Below are 16,974 nucleotides of genomic sequence, written 5' to 3'. Positions count from 1 at the left end.
ATTATTTGGTTTACAGGCAATCAATAGGGTTTTCTTTGGAAAGCTGAGTAATGCTAAATCCTTTCTCTGATAAAAGCGTGAGAAGATTCTCTTTTCCTACAAGGTGCAAAGCGCCGACAACGACTAAAAACTTCCCTTCAGCAATAAATGAATGCGAGTCGAGTTTACTGGCCCAATCGTGGTTTCGTTGATAGATAAACTGATCACCGAGTTCATCCCCAATGGCACTTTGGATAGTGAGCTCGGCAAGCTGTTGTTTATTGCCTGCATGCCAACTTTCGACTAAACATTCGCTTACCTTTACATTTTCTTGCCAGTTTTCGATGGTATCCGTTAATAATAATTGGCTTACTTTTGGATCGTTAGTAAATAGCCCCAGTTGAAACTCTATGGACTCTAATGCCAATATTGTCTTGTCAAGATTGGTGGCTTGCTCCGTAATGTAGGTATCTATACCGAGTTGCTGGCTAAAGCCCATTTTTGAAAATTGAGATATTTGTAGTGTTATAGCAGTCTGCCACGCTGGGCTTGTTAAAAAAGCTTTTGGGGTGAAGCCCAACTGACGATTAATCTCTTCTAGTTGAGCTTTCTGCTTCTCGTTGAGCACTTCGTCTGTCGACTGAGTGTCAATATTCAATGTCGGCGTATTATCCGTTAGCTTTATCTCCGTAATGACGGCGTCGCTCGTTTGCAAAAATGCGGTGATCGCGGCTGGCAAGGGGTACATCTTCGAGTTTCCCATATGGATTGACCCGAGTATCATTAGTTCTTTGTCACCTTTGGTTGCTTTAAAATACAGCGGTTCTGCTGCGACAGAATAGCTCAATAGCAAAGAAAGAAGCGTCAGCGATGTCTTGATTACAGTGTTCATTAAGTCTCTCGAATTATTTAAGGCCTATTTTACTTTAAAAAATCTTAATCGGTTGGCGTTGCTGACCACCGTTATCGAAGATAACGCCATTGCCGCTCCTGCAAATACAGGGCTAAGTAGGAATCCAAACATAGGATACAGAACTCCGGCTGCAACTGGAATGCCAATGGAGTTATAGATAAAGGCCCCAAACAAATTTTGCTTCATATTTCTTACCGTTGCTTTTGATAATTCAATGGCACTATTGACGGCAATAGGAGAAGAGTTGAGCAAGGTCATCTGAGCACTTTCTATTGCGACATCAGAGCCACTGCCCATTGCGATGCCAATATCGGCTTGTGCTAATGCAGGTGCGTCATTTATACCGTCACCGACCATCGCCACTATCCTTCCTGACGATTGTAGGTTTTGTATATGGTGCGCTTTTTCGTCTGGGAGAACGCCGGCAATGACCTGTTTTATACCGATCTCTTTTGCAATTTTCTCCGCAACGATTTGATTGTCACCACTTAGTAATACGACATTTATTTTATTTGCTTGTAGTAATGCGATGGCTTCAAGTGCATCCTTTTTAATGGGATCTGAAATAGCGATTATTCCCGCGAATTGATGATCAATACTTACCGCTACTACGGTCCACGCTTTAGCTAAATAGCTCGAAATGCGGTTGTCTTCAATCTTAATACCTTGAGAGCGGATAAAATTAACTGAGCCTACAGAAACCGCCGTCCCCGAGACTTTACCGGATAAGCCTTTTCCTCTTTGGTTTTGTACATCCGTTGCCGCATTCAAGGGGATGTTTTTCTCCTTAGCGAATTGACATATAGCCCCTGCTAGCGGATGTTCAGAATGACTTTCGAGTGCATAAATGGATTGTAAAAATGTCTCTTCATCCATGTCGTTGAGGACCTGAAATTCTTGAATAGATGGTTTACCAAGCGTTAATGTCCCGGTTTTATCAAAAACGACGGTGTCGATTTTACTGGCATTTTGCAAGACATCGGCGTCTTTGATTAATATGCCAAGTTCTGCCGCTTTGCCTACCCCTACGGTAATAGAAAGTGGGGTGGCGAGTCCGAGTGCGCAAGGACAAGCTATAATCAGGACTGTGGTCGATACAATCATCATATAACTGGCTTTAGGGTCTGGGCCAACCCACCACCAAATGAGCGCAGAAAAAATCGCAATACCAACCACGACGGGGACAAATATCGCCGATATTGAATCGGCAAGCTTTGCGATAGCTGGCTTGCTGCTTTGGGCTTGACGGACCAGCTGAATGATTCTTGCCAGCATGGTTTGACTGCCAACCCCTGTGGCGAGAATAAACAGACTACCATCGCTGTTTATCGTACCCGCTGACACGTTATCACCGATAACCTTTAGCTTTGGAATCGGTTCTCCCGTTAACATCGCTTCGTCAACGTAAGACTCACCTTCTACCACGTCTCCATCGACAGGGATTTTTTCTCCGGGTTTTATCAGTAGTAACATCCCCTGCGTGATGGAACCGATCGGCATTACAATATCTTCGTCTCCTTGACGAACTGTAGCGGTTTTCACCTGAAGACCAATTAAAGACTGTAACGATTCGGTCGTACGTAGTTTGGCTTTCGCCTCTATATAGTGCCCAAGTGAGATTAATCCAATAATCATTGCACTGGCTTCAAAATAGACGTGTCTTGAAGCCGCTGGGAACCAACTAGGAGAGACAACAACCAGTATTGAATAGAACCATGCCGCGCCAGTCCCAAGTGCAACGAGCGTGTCCATGGTCGCGCGCTTGTGGATCAATGATTGCCACGCATTGGTATAAAAACTTCGACCAGCGGTTGCTAATAGTAAGAGACAGATAGCACCGATCATCCCCCAGACCAATTGATCTGAGGTATTCCGTATCATCATGTTGCCCCCCAAAAGCCCCCATAGCATTAATGGCGCTCCCATAGCTAGAGCGATAGTGGCGCTCTTTTTGTGTCTTGTTTGAGCCTTAATATGTGCAGCTTGAAGTTCTTCTTGCTGACTTGCTTCGTCTTCAATAATGGATGCGCTGTATCCTGCATCTTTGATCGACTTCAATAACAAATCGCGGATGTTACCGTTGATATCTGTGGATATAACCGCACTTTGTTCAGCTAGGTTAATTTGTGCTTTTTGCACCCCGTCAACGGAGAGACAGGCTTTCTCTACCGAGGCCACACAACTTGCGCAGGTCATGCCTTGTAAAATAAGGTTAAGTGTATTTGACTGCGGAGCGGTCAGTGTTTTTTGAATGAAGGCTTTGGTTTCGGTTTTTGGTACTGCTAAAGCCGCCATTTCAGGGATGTTTGTGGTTTCTGGTTCTGATTCTTGTTTTGGGTCTACATGGTCATCGGTTTCAGATGTTGCATTAAATCCAAGGCCTTCTACTATTTCTATCACGGAATTCTGGTCTAGCGTGGTGACGAGTGACAGCGAAGTTTTGGACACCTCAAATCGGGCAATCTGTGTATTTGTCGATAAGCTATCACGTACCTTTCCGACACACTTTCCGCAACGTAAACCCGAGAGATTAAGTGTTATATGGTTTCCTGCTTGATACTTGTTACTTTCGATATCAGCGATGATCTCCAGCAACGAGCGCGAGGTATTAACCGACACGGATGTCTTATCGATAGATAATAACTCGGTGTCGGAAAGGAGAGCTAGGCTCTTGGTTAACTTGCTTACGCATTTGCCACAACTTAAGCCACTAAGTGATATATCAAACTGAGTCATAATTCGTTCCAATTCTATGCTGTTATTGTAAAGATAAACCTTAACCCTAAGGTAAGGTCAACACTTTAGTTGCCAAACTGTCATGTAGACAAAAGGAGTTATTGAGAAAAAGAGCAACACGGTGTTAAAATACCGCTACTTTTATCTTTACCCGTCATACTTGAAGTTGCATCGTTGTTGACGGCGCTCGCTTACCCCTACCGCATAGTAATCTATGTTCATGGGGCTTTGCTTACTTGTCGCCTAGCTGCACCACCAACTATTTTGGGTATTTATCTATGCAGCATTTCAGCTGCACCTTTAATTTTCTAAGGTATTTATTAATGACGGTTAAAACTCGTTTTGCTCCTAGCCCTACAGGCTACCTTCACGTTGGCGGTGCACGAACAGCACTATACTCTTGGCTTTACGCTAAAAGCCAAGGTGGTGAATTCGTTTTACGTATTGAAGATACCGATATCGAACGTTCAACTCAAGAAGCGGTTGATGCGATTCTTGAAGGTATGCAGTGGATGGGTTTGGAATGGAATGAGGGCCCTTATTATCAAACCAAACGTTTCGACCGTTACAATGAGATGGTTGATAAACTTCTCGGTGAAGATAAAGCTTATAAATGTTATGCCTCTAAAGCGCTACTTGACGAGATTCGTGCAGAGCAAGAAGCAAACAAAGAGATGGCGCGTTACGATGCCAATCATCCAAAGATTGTTGCGGTTAATGCTGCTGCAAATGAAGGTGACCCTTGTGTGATTCGATTCCGCAATCCGAAAGCAGGCAGCGTAGTATTTGATGACCAAATTCGTGGCCGAATTGAGATCAGCAACGAGCAGTTAGATGATTTGATTATTCGTCGTACTGATGGATCTCCAACGTATAATTTTTGTGTCGTCGTTGATGACTGGGACATGGGCATTACTCATGTTGTTCGTGGTGAAGACCACATTAACAACACGCCTCGTCAAATCAATATCTACCAAGCGTTGGGTGCGCCTATTCCAACGTTTGCGCACTGTGCAATGATTCTAGGCGATGACGGCGCTAAACTATCTAAGCGTCACGGTGCCGTGAGCGTTATGCAGTATCGTGATGAAGGCTATCTACCCAATGCGTTGAACAATTATCTCGTTCGTTTAGGCTGGTCTCATGGAGACCAAGAGATTTTCTCCCAAGAAGAGATGATCGAAATGTTTAGCCTAGATGCTATTAGCAAGTCGGCCTCAGCCTTCAATACTGACAAGTTGAACTGGCTAAATAACCACTATATCAAGTCTTCAGAACCAGCCTACGTGGCAAAGCATTTACAATGGCATTTAGATACTCAAGGCATCAATATAGAGAATGGCCCTGCTATCGAAGACGTGATCACTTTAGTCGGCGAACGCTGTAATACATTGGTTGAACTTGCAAGCCAATCTCGCTATTTCTATGAAGATTTCCAAGCGTTTGATGCCGCAGCGGCGAAAAAACACCTGCGCGGAGTTGCTAAAGGGCCTTTAGAGTTGGCACTAAGCAAAATAGGCGCGCTCGAGGCGTGGTCAACAGAGAACCTTCATGGTGTCATTGAGCAGGTTTGCGCTGAGTTAGAAATTGGTATGGGTAAAATTGGTATGCCACTTCGCGTCGCAGTGACCGGTGGTGGTCAGTCGCCTTCTGTTGATGTTGTCATGCAACTTGTTGGCAAAGATCGTGTGACGACTCGTATCAATATGGCGTTAGAGTTCATCGCCCAACGTGAAGCGAATGCACAATAAGTTTTATTGTCGTTAAAAGTAAAAAAACCTCACATTAATGTGAGGTTTTTTTTGTATGAAATTCAAGAACTACTTTAAATCAATGCTGTTCAGTCTACCCATAAACAACAGTAGATCGATATTCTCTTTATGTGCTTCTAATAGCGCGCGCTTGGCTTTTGAATAGGCCGCGAGTTTTCCGTGCTTATCAATAGAGCAAACCGTGCTGCGGTAATTAAATTTACCGTCACCCAAGTATTCTCGCCACTTAGCAATGTAATATCCTTGGCTGGTTTCCGGGTCTTTGGATTTATAGATAATCTTGGGTTCTAAATCATGGGGAAGGCGAGTCATCAGATAGGCGTCTTTTAGCAGTCGGTGCCAAAATTTACCCCACATTTCTTTTCCGAGTTCGTTTCTTTTCTGAAGGGCTTTTTCTAGTGCTTTCTTTTCACCAATCCGAATGAACCCCACTGAACGATGTAAGATAGTATCGTCTGGTGTATGGATATGTATTTTGTAAGCGGTCTTACCTTTAGAAATAAAACGGTGACCGGTATTGGATGTTAGATTACTTTTACTCATCATCTATTAGGCATTTAATGATACATCTGTTATTTATAAATAGTATGTCATAAATAGCAAAATATGAAGAAGCATAAAGCAAAAATGCCTTACAGATAACAAGGCATTTTATGATATTTATAAAAATCAATCAGTTGTGTTTTTTAAAAATGAGCGAAGTGTTAATGCCACCAAAGGCAAAGTTGTTGCTCATTAGGTAATGACACTCTATTTCTCGACCATTCCCTGTTATATAGTCAAGCTTTCCACATCGTTCGTCTAATTTGTCCAAATTGAGTGTTGGGCTAAACCAACCAGAATTCATCATTTCAATGCTCAACCAAGCTTCGATCGCTCCGCATGCGCCGAGTGTATGGCCGAAATAACTCTTTAGCGAACTGATCGGTGCACTGTTGTTAAAGATATTTGCCGTCGCATTGCTCTCCGCAATGTCGCCACGATCTGTGGCAGTCCCATGTGCCGAGATATAATCAATTTTATCGGCGTCTAGGTTGGCATCGATTAAGGCCATCTCCATGCAAAATTGCATCGTTTCCATTTGGGGTTGAGTAACATGCGTTGCATCGCAGTTGCTTGCAAACCCTATTAACTCAGCATAGATCTTTGCACCGCGGGCCATGGCGTGTTCGTATTCTTCTAGGACGAGAGTACCTGCACCTTCTCCGATGACTAAACCGTCTCGATCTGTATCGTAGGGTCTTGGTGTTGTTTTTGGAGCTTCGTTTTTCAAGCTCGTCGCGAATAGCGTATCAAACACGGCAGATTCTGTTGGGCATAACTCCTCACCACCTCCCGCGACCATCACGGTTTGATAGCCGTGTTTAATGGCTTCGAAGGCATAACCAATCGCCTGGCTACCTGAAGTGCAAGCACTACTGGTTGGGATAACTCGCCCTTTAAGACCAAAGAAAAGTCCAACGTTCACCGCTGTGGTATGTGGCATCATCTGGACATAGGTTGTCGCGGTAATAGCTTTGGTTGTTTTTTCATTTAGCATTACACCGAAAGCACCTACCGCATCCGTACTACCAGTTGACGAGCCGTACGCTACGCCCGTTTGCCCATTGGTTAGTACGTCATTGCCAATTAATCCACTTTGAATAAGTGCATTCTCGCTCGCGAGTGTTGCAAGCTTAGACACACGTCCCATAGAGCGAATTTTTTTTCGGGTGTAATGCTTTGGTAATTCAAAATCCTCAATGGGTGCCGCAAGTTTAGTATTGAGGCCATCATATTGTTCGAAGTCTGGCATGTATTTGGTGGCGTTTTCACATGCTTTAAGTTTTGACTCCACTGTCTTCCAATCATTTCCCAAAGCGGTTACACCGGCCATTCCGGTGACAACAACACGACGACTCATATTAAGCCTCCATTTATAGAAATTACCTGTCTAGTGACATAGGCGGCGACATCGGACATTAGGTAACTGACTAAGCCAGCGACTTCTTCAGGTTCCCCCATTCTACGCAGAGGCACTTGAGGTAGGGCGTGCTCTTTTACGTTTTCGTCGATCATACCCGTGTCAATCAAGCCTGGTGCGACGCAGTTCACGGTGATTTTTCTTTTTGCTAATTCTAATGCAAGAGATTTCGTTGCCCCGATGACTCCCGCTTTGGCCGCACTGTAGTTGGTTTGACCACGATTGCCCATAATGCCGGATACGGAAGCCATCGTGACAATCCGACCACCTTTTCGCTTTTGTACCATGGGCATAACACAGGGGTGCAAAACATTATAAAAGCTGTCTAAATTGGTATGGATTACGCCGTCCCATTCTTCTTCTGTCATGGCAGGGAAAGCGGTGTCGCGGGTAATGCCAGCATTGTTTACGATGCCGTAATAAGCCCCAAATTGATTGATATCGGCTTCCAATCTTGATTTGCACTCTTGACGATGACTGATGTCAAACTGTATCAATCTGCCTTGACCACCCTCATTCTCAATCCTAGAGAGCGTTGCTTGACCACCTTCTTTATCCCCCATGTAATGGACGATAACCATAAAGCCGTCTTTTGCAAGCTGAACCGCAATAGCTCTGCCTAACCCTTTGCTGGCGCCCGTAACAAGTACTTGTCTGCTCATTTGCGATCCTTCGTTTTCATTTCTTGTAATTTTTCTTTGCTTGGTACATAAACATTAAGTTGGCACTGTGCAATTTCATCGCCTTTATGCTCTATTCTACCGCTGAATACCGCCATTCCATTATTTTCCATTATCTGATGCGCATAGATATCCAGAACTGAGCCTTCTAAAAACTGTTCAACGGACACATGGTATCGTCGACTACCGAGCAGAAAACCGATGGGTGAGGCTTGACCCTTTAAACCTGCATGGTAGCCTGACCACGCAGAAATTGATTGCGCCATAAACTCAATGCCAACGTAGGCCGGAATCGCATTGGATTCTTGATTAAAAAAGAGATTTGTCGCTTTCACCGTGACTCTGCAGTGAATGCTCTCTGTTTCTATGGCAATGGCCTCATCGATGAATATCATCGGTGACGCGTGTGGTATTAGTGTTTCTATCGAAGGATAGTTACTCATTAGCATATCCAAAAATAAGGCTTATGTTGTTTCCACCAAAGGCAAATGAATTGCTTAAAATGGCTTTAGCTGGTGGCAAGTATTGATCTCTTTTGACTAACTGAATAGGCAGGTTATCGAATCCACCATCATTTTTTTGACTTGGAAGAGGTAGTGCATAAGTCAATATATGCCAGCTTATTGCGGCCTCTACGGCACTTGCCGCACCAAGGGTGTGTCCTGTTAATGGCTTGGTAGAACTTACTGGGACACGGTTAAATAAGCAAGCAATCGCTTTGCTTTCCATTGCGTCATTTAGCTGTGTTGCGGTGCCATGCGCGTTGACATACCCAATCTCACTCGCGTCCATTTGAGCATCGACGAGTGCTTTTGTCATCGCTTCGACTGCTCCTTTCCCGTCTGGGTGTGGAGCAGAAATATGATGAGCATCAGAGCTATCTCCCGCACCTAACAAGGCAATGTTTGATTCAGTCGGCTCAGTTGAAAGCAACATGAATGCAGCCGCCTCACCAATATTAATGCCATCTCTGTTTTTATCAAAGGGTTTGCAAAGCGTCGACGATAGGGCGTCTAGACAACGAAAACCGTTGAGGGTGAGTCTACACAAAGAGTCGACACCACCGACAATAACCGCATCGACCAGATTCGCTTTGAGCATTCTTTTTGCCGATAAGAAGACGCGACCGCTTGAAGAGCAGGCTGTTGATATTGAATAACAAGGACCCTCAAGGTCAAAGTACTCGGCCACAAATTCCGCAGGATTACCTAATTCTTGTTTGTTGTAGTGATAACTGGTCGGAAAAGACCCAGAGTCGAATAGGGTGTCTAACGCTTTTTCTCCATCTGAGATACCAGAGGTGCTGGTGCCAATAATTACGGCCACTCGATTGCGGCCATATTGTCCAACAGCTTGCTTTATTTCGCCTTCTATCTGTTGCAAGGAAGAAAGTGCTAGGCGATTATTACGGCTATCGAAATGGCTGAGATGGTCTGGTAATGCTGGCAGCGCATTACTTACTTGCCCCACCACCGTTGAATGACCATCGTTGAGTAAATCATTAACAATGACCATGTCTGGAGACAGTTGTTCGCGCAACCTTTTATGGATATCGTGATGGTTTTCGCCCAATGCAGAATTGAATCCACAGGCTTGGATAAAAATGGGGTATTGATTACGTGTATTCATTTTTTGTTATTAAAGCCAGGCTACATCGATGTCTGTGACAAGGATAATGTTTGAATAGTGATTCGGTAATTGGAGATGGTGTTTCTCATATGTATGTCTCCAGCCAACTTATTTTCGTTAGTATACTGAATAATAACAACTTCTTTCCCTTGCTCATTAAATAATGTGCGCAAGTGAGCGGATTCAGTTAGCTTCCAACCGATATCATCGAGTTTAGTTTGCCATACCTCTTGTGGCCCCAGAGTAATCATTAGATAAAACAATACTTGCTTAGGGTCGGGAAGGGATGTTCCTAAGCCCGTTAGCACTTCAGATTCGATATTGTCTTCGGTATATTCAAGGCTAAGAATACGCGTCCCCCAGGATGAAAACCCAGCCAATCTAACTGAACGTTCATTCACCTCTAATAATACAGGTAACTGGTGCGTTGCATCATTCCATTCTGCCGTAATAAGTTGGTTTACTGTGATGTCCAGTTGGAGGTCTTTAGGCCGCGGTAATTGAACGGATGTATTTGGTGCAATATCGACGAACGTATTTGGTTGAGTCTGCAGTGATGTGCAACCGAATAGACTCAATAATAAATAAGTCATTAGAGTCAGTTTACTAATTTTTAAAGCTGTCATACCTAAATGTGTCATTGTTTACCTTCAATGTCTGAATTCATAGCGATAGGAGCAAGTAGCCATGCAACGAAAATCCCTGTTAGTACCGTTATACCAAAGCTGTGGATGGCATGAGTATTACTCATTGCGAGAAGGCCAAATGACAGAATGGTTGTCATTGCTGATAACGTAATCGCTAAGAGGGTGCCTTTATGTTGCCTAGGTTGTGCAAAAAAGAGCGTATAATCGATACCTATGCCCAAAATGAGTGCCAACGCCAGAAGGTTAAATAGGTTTAGCTCTGTTCCATTTAGGCTGGTGATCGCCAGCGCACAAATGGAGGCAATAATAGGAGGCGCAACCATTTTACTTGCTTGCTTAAAGCTATATCGCCAACCTAGAATAAACCAAATTACCACTAAAGCCGCAATCAGTAACTCGGTTATTTTTTCTCGATATTCACCAAATAAAGTGGATATTTCATCTGTTTTATCTAGGTATCTTATGTCGTCATTGCTCTCGGTCCAATTCTTTACCGTGGTTACCTTGGTCATGTTCTTGAGCAGCACAATAGAATAGCTTTTACCTGCGATATCGCCTAGCCAGAGGAAGCGCGTGGGTTGCGAACTATCAGACTGTAGATAATCGTGGACAGTAATCGGCACAAAAGTGTCTTTTAATACTGGAGTCTGTTTGAGTTGCATGGCTTTTTGTAATTCACTAGCCTGAGATTGGTAGAGTTTTTTCACCAAACTAAAATTCAATCTTTGTTGCTTAATACTAGGCAGGTACTGCGTTATATTTTGATAACCAGATAGGAGGCCGAGGGCTATCCAGTTGTCTAGCTCTAGGCTCAAAGTATGCAGATTATCTAACAAAGCTTGTTCATCGGCCGCCGACACTAGTAACATTTGTTGGCTAGAATCAACACCAGAAAGTTGTTCAATTTTCTGTTCTATGAGTTTGAGCTCTACTGGTGTTGCCTGTAACTGTCTAACATCGTCGTTATAGTGCGTTTGAGAAAGGAAAAAACAACCGACTATCAACAATAAACTCGGAAAAACAACCCTAAATGATGTTGAACTCCAAAGCGATAACCATTTGAACGATAGCGTTTCTATGGGAAACGTTCGTGATTTAGATGGTTGTCTGGCCAATATAGGGTACCAAGTGACGACTGAAATATAAGCGGCGGTTAGGCCAATTGCTGAAAATAGTGCCAGTTGTTGTAAGCCTGGAAATGGTGCAACAAGCAGACCTAAGTAACCGACCAAGCTGGTAATTAGCCCGAGTGTTATCGCACCAAATATCTGTTTAAGCGCGAGATATGAGTCCCATGCTTTTCCCGCGACTAATCGCTCAGTTAAGTAGTGAAATGAGTAGTCAATGGAAACCCCAATTAAGCTTGTTCCGAAAACTAAACTAAACAGATGGATTTTACCAAAAATAATCAGGCATCCCGTAAATGCGGCAATAAACCCACAACTGATAGAGAGTAGGGATAAGGCTAGTGGTAATGGGCTTCGATAGACCAACAGCAATAAAGTAATTACGCCGACTAATGAACCGAGCCCAATGGTGCTTATTTCAGATTTTGCGCTTTGAGTACCATATGTCGCATAGAAGATCACGCCTGTGTGCATCACCTTAACCGCGTATTGCTGAGTCAGTGTCTGCTCCATGAACCCAAGCTTAGAAAGCTTGTCTTGAATCGCTAGATTATAAGGTGAGCCATTGAGTTCCGCGGCAATCAATATGTAGTGTTTGTCTTCAACACTCTTGCTCAAGTATCCATGGTCAAGTTGAAAGTCCCCAGACAGGGTTGAGAGCGAGGTTAAATAATCACGAAAAAGTAAGAAGGGGTCGTTAGCCAACTCTTGTCCAGTGACACCAGAAAAAGGATTGTAGATGGACTGCAATACATATTGCGTTTGAAGACCTGTAGATGAGGAGAGTCTTGTTTTTTGCGTATCCGTAAGCAATTGGAATCGTTTTGGGTAATAGAAATTGGCCCAAGCTTGTTGATCTGATTCAGATATTTCACCGGTAATGTCTGAAAATAAGCCGAGTGTGGTAATTGATTGCTCAAACTGTTGCGCGGCGTCAGTCAGTTGTTTTTTATCTGAGCCTTCTAACAGGAATACGACTTTGTTACTCATCGCGCTGGCTATTTTGTCAAAGGCTTGTTGCGCAATCGGGTCTTGCTGGTTTTTTGGCAATAAGGCAAGAATATTAGTCTCTATTGGAAGTGGTTTACCTCCCAACGTTTTTTGCACAAGCACTCCGATGCAACCCATCATGACGATCAGCCAGATGAGCGCAAGGCTTCGAGTAAAACCCGAATGCGCAACGAAGAAGGGGGTAAGACCCGCTTTAAAAGCGGAAAAGGGCGCTTTCATCGGGCGTCAGGGCGTTGGGTTGTTCGGTTTGGTTGCTAAATAGAATGGTGGTTTTATCTCCGCGAATCTCGGTCAGTTCTATCTGGTTGATGTAAAGAGTGCCGGCAATCGTTATGTCACTGAACACGGCGTTAAGCGGCGCTTGATTAGGCGTTAGCGTTAAGGTCCAAGCCTCTGCGTTGTCATTAAATGATGTCGTGAATTGTTGGTTAAGTTGTTGTGCATTACCATCAAACAGTGAAAGGAATATATGGCTGAAATAAAACGCCATGGGGTTTTCCTTCTCTGTCATTACCTGAGCGGGTTGATTGGCAAATTGCTGGCTTAGTTTCTCGTCCGTAAGAATAATATTTACTGGGAAAGGAGACGTTTGTTGCCACAACAATCCACTCTTTTTATGGATAATGAAATTGCCAGAAGAGGTGAGAGGCTGACTAAACATCTCCATCGTTCTGTGTTGCTCGAAATCGCCACGTACAAGGCTTTGAGCGGACAATAATGTTTGTACCTCTTGTAAGCTTTTTGCTTGTAATAATGGCGAAAAGATTAACAATAAATAGAGTGCAATAGTGCGTTGTTTAATCATTGAATTCTCCGTTTATATGCCACTGCGCCACTCTATCAGTGAATATTTTAGGGGAAACGAAGCACATTTCTTTTGTTTCCATCTCCACGGCAACTTGCGTTGTATGCGCTTTTGTCATTCGCTCTCCCGTGTTGTTGTCAAAGATGATGTAATCAACCCTTAATCGATTTTCCCATTCGGTTAGTTTTGCGACAACTCGAATCTCATGGTCAAAAGGAATGGATTTGACGTACTTAACCCGTGTATCGATGATTGGCCACATATAACCTGATGCGTTCATTTCCAGATAGCTGTAGCTGATTTTTGCCATTAAGGCATGTCTAGCCTGTTCGAAAAACCGAAAGTAGTTGCCATGATAGACAACACCCATTGGGTCGGCATCTTGAAAAAGAGGCTTGATAATGACTTCAGACTCTAGTGCATAGGTAGTGTCGGAGGCGTTATTATTGCCTGGCATATCGGTATGGTCTTGATGATGAACCGTCATAGATACCCTTAATACAGTGGCCAGTGTTGTTGTTGAATAAACATCATAAATTTACGCAAATCGCCTTCTAGTGGTCTGTCTTCATCGACAAATTCAAACTCATCAAGTACATCGGATTGCATCTGTTTTAGAGTATCACTCATATGTTGCTCGTCTAACTCGCTTTGTCTTTTACGCAGTTCAATTGCTTGAGTCGCCGCAAGCAGTGATGCAGAAGCAACCTGTTCGGTTAACTCTAATACCCTTAAGCAATCACGAGCGGCGATAGTGCCCATGCTTACTTTATCTTGGTTATGGCATTCGGTAGATCGAGAAAAAACACTGGCAGGCATGGTCTGTTTTAATGCCTCAGCTGTCCACGCCGATATGGCGATTTGTACCGCTTTGAAGCCGTGATTGATTGGTTTTCTTTCACCTTGAGCACCAGTAAGGTTGAAAGGTAAACCGTTGTTGAATTTGTAATCCATAAGCTGTGCCATTTGACGGTCGAGTAAATCGGCTAGATTGGCGATCGCCGTCTTAAGTGTATCCATTGCCATGGCGATATGGCCGCCATAAAAATGGCCACCATGTAAAACGCGCTCATTATCACCGTCGATTATGGGATTGTCATTCGCACTGTTGAGTTCGTTTTCAATCATTTGGCGTAGCCACGGTAAGCTATCTTGTAGTGCACCGATAACATGAGGTGCGCAGCGCAGTGAATAACGGTCTTGCAATCGGTCACTGTTACGTGGTGGGCGTTCTGCTCGTAAGTCACTTCGTAACCAGCTTGCAATCTGTTGCTGGCCTGGGTGTGGTTTAACGGCGAATAATGCTTCGTCAAAGTGAAATTCGTTGCCTTGCATACCAACTGAAACCATGGCGGTTATTCTCGTTGTGAGCTGTACTAAATATTCGGCTCTTTTATAAGCAATGCATGCTAGGGCGGTCATGACTGAGGTACCATTCATCAAGGCCAGTCCTTCTTTAGGTCTGAGTTTGATCGGGTCAATATGCAGCTCATTAAACACTTCAGATGTAGGGCGAATGTCCCCCTTGTAAATCACCTCGCGTTCGCCAATAAGGGCGGCAGCCAAATAAGAAAGGGGTGTGAGGTCGCCACTCGCGCCAACAGACCCTTCTTGAGGTATCCGTGGTGAAATATCTTCGTTTATTAGGGTGACTATCTGGTTCAGTAGATCGAGTGATACCCCTGAATACCCTTGAGACAACGAACAAAGACGAGTGGCTAATACGGCACGAGTCTGTTGTGGGGAAAAGATATCCCCCATCCCGCAACCGTGGAAACGGGTTAGATGTAGGGGCAGTTCGTCGACTAGGTCAGGTGGAATTGCGACGGTACAAGAATCCCCGTATCCTGTTGTAACGCCATAAATGACCCCTTCTTCTTTTAATAATCGCTCAAGAAAAGCAACACCTCTGTCTATTTTTCCTGTAAACGCATCAGAATCATTGAGTTGAGCGTTTGCACCTTTAGAAATGGCAACAACGTCTTCTATGGTGAGACGGTCCGAACCGAACTGAACACTGTTTTGAGCTGTATTAATCATTATTGTTGTCGCTTAAATTCCAGAAATTAAAAAAATTGTACCACTGCAATGGTGCACTAATCGTGTGGTGCTCTAACCGATGGGCATAGTCTTGAACAACCTCTTGTAACGCTTCTTCTCGCTTGCCTCTTGGCAAAACTATTTTGTCTCTAAAGGCTTCAAAATAGACATTAAAATGCGGTTTCCCAGCACTTTCATCTCGCAAACCGAACAGTAAAAATACTGGTGCTTTTAATACGGATGCTAACATGAAAGGCCCTTGTGGAAAGGGGGCGGGCTTGCCTAAAAAGTCGGCCCAAATAACGCGTTTCTCTTTAGAAACCGAGGTTCTATCCCCTACGATGACTATCCATTCACCCTGTTCTATTTTCTGTTGTAGTTTAATTGCCGTATCAGGCCCCATCTCTGTTACTTCAATTAGGTTCAAATTTGAATTTGGATTCACGGCGTTCATAACGGTATTAAATTTCTCGGCGTGTTCTGTAAACACTAAAGCATTGATTTTCAGATGTTTGTGCTTTCTGCTCATTGCACGACAAAGCTCTATGTTGCCCAGATGCGAACCTAACAGAATGATACCTTGATTTTGTTTAACCACATCGTCTAACACCTCCGCACCTGAAACCGTCAAATCTTGATAACGGATGTCGCCTTTCCAGGCCGCAAATTTGTCTAATATTGTTTGTCCAAAAGAAAGCAGGTGTTGGTATGACGTGAGTTTTTTCGGTGTGGTAATCCCATTCTTCTGATGGTAGGCCTTAACCTGTGTAATGTATTGCTCGGATGCTTTTCTAGCGTTACTGCCAGTCAAATAGTAATAGCCCATTACGGCGCGCAAAATAAGGGTAAATATGGGTCGACCTAAGAATGAATAGATGGCAAGCAGTAATTTGATACCGATTAACGTTCCACGTTCGGATTTAGTCGACCAGTGAGATTGACCTTTGCGCTTACGAGATAACAGCGTGGGGATTCGAGGCAACATGCCGAAAAACAGTTTGGTATGCATTGTACTTATTTTGATGTTATCCCACAGCGCATCAAAATGAGAGATACCATCTACTGGGTAGATAACACGAGTGTCGACAAAGTTGAATTCGATTCCGTCCCAATACATGCGTACCATGATCTCTGTATCGAAATCCATGCGCTTGCCAATCGAGTTTTTATTTAGTACCTGTACGGTTTCTTTTACTGGATAAGCACGAAATCCACACATGCTGTCCTTTATCTCAAAGGAGAGGGTTTCTATCCATACCCACATGTGAGTAATGTATCGACCATAGAGCCTCGATTTAGGAACCGATTCATCATATATCGGTTGTCCCGAAATAACATTTTTTGGGTTTTTCTGCGATAGAGCGATAAGAGAAGGTAGCGTCTGAAGGTCATGCTGACCATCGGCATCAATTTGAATTGCATGTGAGTAACCCAGCGTATTAGCGGCATGTAATCCCGTTATCACGGCTCCACCCTTACCTTGATTTTCTGATAGGGCTATAAGGGTAACGTCTTTTGCAAGAGCTTGTTCTTGTAAGGCGGTTCTCGTAGCTAGCTCACTGCCGTCATCGATTAGTATAATCGGTATATCGTATTGGCGGAGTGTCTCAACGATATTCGCCACGGTCGAACCGTGGTTGTAGCAAGGAATGAGAAAGCAAGCACTATACAT

Annotated in this window: 14 protein-coding genes; 1 reads left to right on the top strand and 13 read right to left on the bottom strand. The window is 43.7% G+C overall.

Features of this window, described 5'->3' with window-relative positions; translation table 11 throughout:
- Positions 1 to 10: 10 nt before the first annotated feature.
- Complete coding sequence (locus IUZ65_RS12505) at positions 11 to 871, bottom strand: TraB/GumN family protein (protein ID WP_195704047.1); 861 nt, start codon at positions 869 to 871, stop codon at positions 11 to 13.
- A gap of 24 nt (positions 872 to 895) precedes the next feature.
- A complete protein-coding gene (locus tag IUZ65_RS12500) occupies positions 896 to 3,628 on the bottom strand; it encodes a copper-translocating P-type ATPase (protein WP_229638051.1) in 2,733 nt (910 codons plus the stop codon).
- A gap of 323 nt (positions 3,629 to 3,951) precedes the next feature.
- On the opposite strand from IUZ65_RS12500, the gene gltX reads away from it, so the two are divergent.
- Positions 3,952 to 5,379 carry a glutamate--tRNA ligase gene (gltX, locus tag IUZ65_RS12495; RefSeq protein WP_195704046.1) on the top strand — a complete coding sequence of 476 codons (1,428 nt, stop codon included), beginning with the start codon at positions 3,952 to 3,954 and terminating at the stop codon, positions 5,377 to 5,379.
- Positions 5,380 to 5,448: 69 nt separating this feature from the next.
- Here gltX and IUZ65_RS12490 read toward each other — a convergent pair whose 3' ends face one another.
- From IUZ65_RS12490 to IUZ65_RS12440, 11 genes are all read right to left on the bottom strand, one after another.
- Entirely contained in the window at positions 5,449 to 5,943 is a 495-nt protein-coding gene (locus IUZ65_RS12490; protein WP_195705103.1) for a Fe3+-citrate ABC transporter substrate-binding protein, read from the bottom strand.
- Positions 5,944 to 6,073: 130 nt separating this feature from the next.
- The gene (locus IUZ65_RS12485; RefSeq protein WP_195704045.1) at positions 6,074 to 7,303 is read right to left on the bottom strand and encodes a beta-ketoacyl-ACP synthase; all 1,230 of its coding nucleotides are present in this window, start codon (positions 7,301 to 7,303) and stop codon (positions 6,074 to 6,076) included.
- Positions 7,300 to 8,025 carry a 3-oxoacyl-ACP reductase FabG gene (gene fabG / locus IUZ65_RS12480; protein ID WP_195704044.1) on the bottom strand — a complete coding sequence of 242 codons (726 nt, stop codon included), beginning with the start codon at positions 8,023 to 8,025 and terminating at the stop codon, positions 7,300 to 7,302. The genes IUZ65_RS12485 and fabG overlap by 4 nt, the downstream gene beginning before the upstream one ends.
- Complete coding sequence (locus tag IUZ65_RS12475) at positions 8,022 to 8,486, bottom strand: hotdog family protein (RefSeq protein WP_195704043.1); 465 nt, start codon at positions 8,484 to 8,486, stop codon at positions 8,022 to 8,024. The genes fabG and IUZ65_RS12475 overlap by 4 nt, the downstream gene beginning before the upstream one ends.
- Positions 8,479 to 9,672 (bottom strand): beta-ketoacyl-[acyl-carrier-protein] synthase family protein, encoded by a 1,194-nt coding sequence (locus IUZ65_RS12470; RefSeq protein ID WP_195704042.1) that lies wholly within the window; start codon positions 9,670 to 9,672, stop codon positions 8,479 to 8,481. Before IUZ65_RS12470 ends, IUZ65_RS12475 begins: the two co-directional genes overlap by 8 nt.
- Positions 9,673 to 9,692: 20 nt before the next feature.
- Complete coding sequence (locus IUZ65_RS12465) at positions 9,693 to 10,313, bottom strand: DUF3261 domain-containing protein (RefSeq protein WP_195704041.1); 621 nt, start codon at positions 10,311 to 10,313, stop codon at positions 9,693 to 9,695.
- Positions 10,310 to 12,577, bottom strand: a complete 2,268-nt coding sequence (locus tag IUZ65_RS12460; protein ID WP_443083743.1) for an MMPL family transporter — start codon at positions 12,575 to 12,577, stop codon at positions 10,310 to 10,312. The genes IUZ65_RS12465 and IUZ65_RS12460 overlap by 4 nt, the downstream gene beginning before the upstream one ends.
- Positions 12,578 to 12,650: 73 nt before the next feature.
- Positions 12,651 to 13,262, bottom strand: a complete 612-nt coding sequence (locus IUZ65_RS12455; RefSeq protein ID WP_195704039.1) for an outer membrane lipoprotein carrier protein LolA — start codon at positions 13,260 to 13,262, stop codon at positions 12,651 to 12,653.
- Positions 13,255 to 13,719: an acyl-CoA thioesterase gene (locus tag IUZ65_RS12450; protein WP_195705102.1), complete on the bottom strand. Its 465-nt coding sequence runs from the start codon at positions 13,717 to 13,719 to the stop codon at positions 13,255 to 13,257. The genes IUZ65_RS12455 and IUZ65_RS12450 overlap by 8 nt, the downstream gene beginning before the upstream one ends.
- Before the next feature lie 38 nt (positions 13,720 to 13,757).
- A complete protein-coding gene (locus IUZ65_RS12445; protein WP_195704038.1) occupies positions 13,758 to 15,302 on the bottom strand; it encodes an HAL/PAL/TAL family ammonia-lyase in 1,545 nt (514 codons plus the stop codon).
- Positions 15,295 to 16,974, bottom strand: a complete 1,680-nt coding sequence (locus IUZ65_RS12440) for a glycosyltransferase family 2 protein (RefSeq protein WP_195704037.1) — start codon at positions 16,972 to 16,974, stop codon at positions 15,295 to 15,297. Before IUZ65_RS12440 ends, IUZ65_RS12445 begins: the two co-directional genes overlap by 8 nt.

The sequence above is a fragment of the Vibrio sp. VB16 genome (assembly GCF_015594925.2).
Classification (GTDB): domain Bacteria; phylum Pseudomonadota; class Gammaproteobacteria; order Enterobacterales; family Vibrionaceae; genus Vibrio.
The sequence above is the reverse complement of the archived record's forward strand: the minus strand, read 5'-3'. Positions and strand labels throughout refer to the sequence as shown.

What these genes read in the sequence shown, in the direction of transcription:
- gltX (WP_195704046.1), top strand. Translation starts at nt 3,952, where the DNA reads ATGACGGTTAAAACTCGTTTTGCTCCTAGCCCTACAGGCTACCTTCAC.
- IUZ65_RS12455 (WP_195704039.1), bottom strand. Translation starts at nt 13,262, where the DNA reads ATGATTAAACAACGCACTATTGCACTCTATTTATTGTTAATCTTTTCG.
- IUZ65_RS12475 (WP_195704043.1), bottom strand. Translation starts at nt 8,486, where the DNA reads ATGAGTAACTATCCTTCGATAGAAACACTAATACCACACGCGTCACCG.
- IUZ65_RS12500 (WP_229638051.1), bottom strand. Translation starts at nt 3,628, where the DNA reads ATGACTCAGTTTGATATATCACTTAGTGGCTTAAGTTGTGGCAAATGC.
- IUZ65_RS12490 (WP_195705103.1), bottom strand. Translation starts at nt 5,943, where the DNA reads ATGAGTAAAAGTAATCTAACATCCAATACCGGTCACCGTTTTATTTCT.
- IUZ65_RS12450 (WP_195705102.1), bottom strand. Translation starts at nt 13,719, where the DNA reads ATGCCAGGCAATAATAACGCCTCCGACACTACCTATGCACTAGAGTCT.
- IUZ65_RS12465 (WP_195704041.1), bottom strand. Translation starts at nt 10,313, where the DNA reads ATGACACATTTAGGTATGACAGCTTTAAAAATTAGTAAACTGACTCTA.
- IUZ65_RS12485 (WP_195704045.1), bottom strand. Translation starts at nt 7,303, where the DNA reads ATGAGTCGTCGTGTTGTTGTCACCGGAATGGCCGGTGTAACCGCTTTG.
- IUZ65_RS12445 (WP_195704038.1), bottom strand. Translation starts at nt 15,302, where the DNA reads ATGATTAATACAGCTCAAAACAGTGTTCAGTTCGGTTCGGACCGTCTC.
- IUZ65_RS12470 (WP_195704042.1), bottom strand. Translation starts at nt 9,672, where the DNA reads ATGAATACACGTAATCAATACCCCATTTTTATCCAAGCCTGTGGATTC.
- IUZ65_RS12460 (WP_443083743.1), bottom strand. Translation starts at nt 12,577, where the DNA reads ATGATGGGTTGCATCGGAGTGCTTGTGCAAAAAACGTTGGGAGGTAAA.
- IUZ65_RS12505 (WP_195704047.1), bottom strand. Translation starts at nt 871, where the DNA reads ATGAACACTGTAATCAAGACATCGCTGACGCTTCTTTCTTTGCTATTG.
- IUZ65_RS12440 (WP_195704037.1), bottom strand. Translation starts at nt 16,974, where the DNA reads ATGTATAGTGCTTGCTTTCTCATTCCTTGCTACAACCACGGTTCGACC.
- fabG (WP_195704044.1), bottom strand. Translation starts at nt 8,025, where the DNA reads ATGAGCAGACAAGTACTTGTTACGGGCGCCAGCAAAGGGTTAGGCAGA.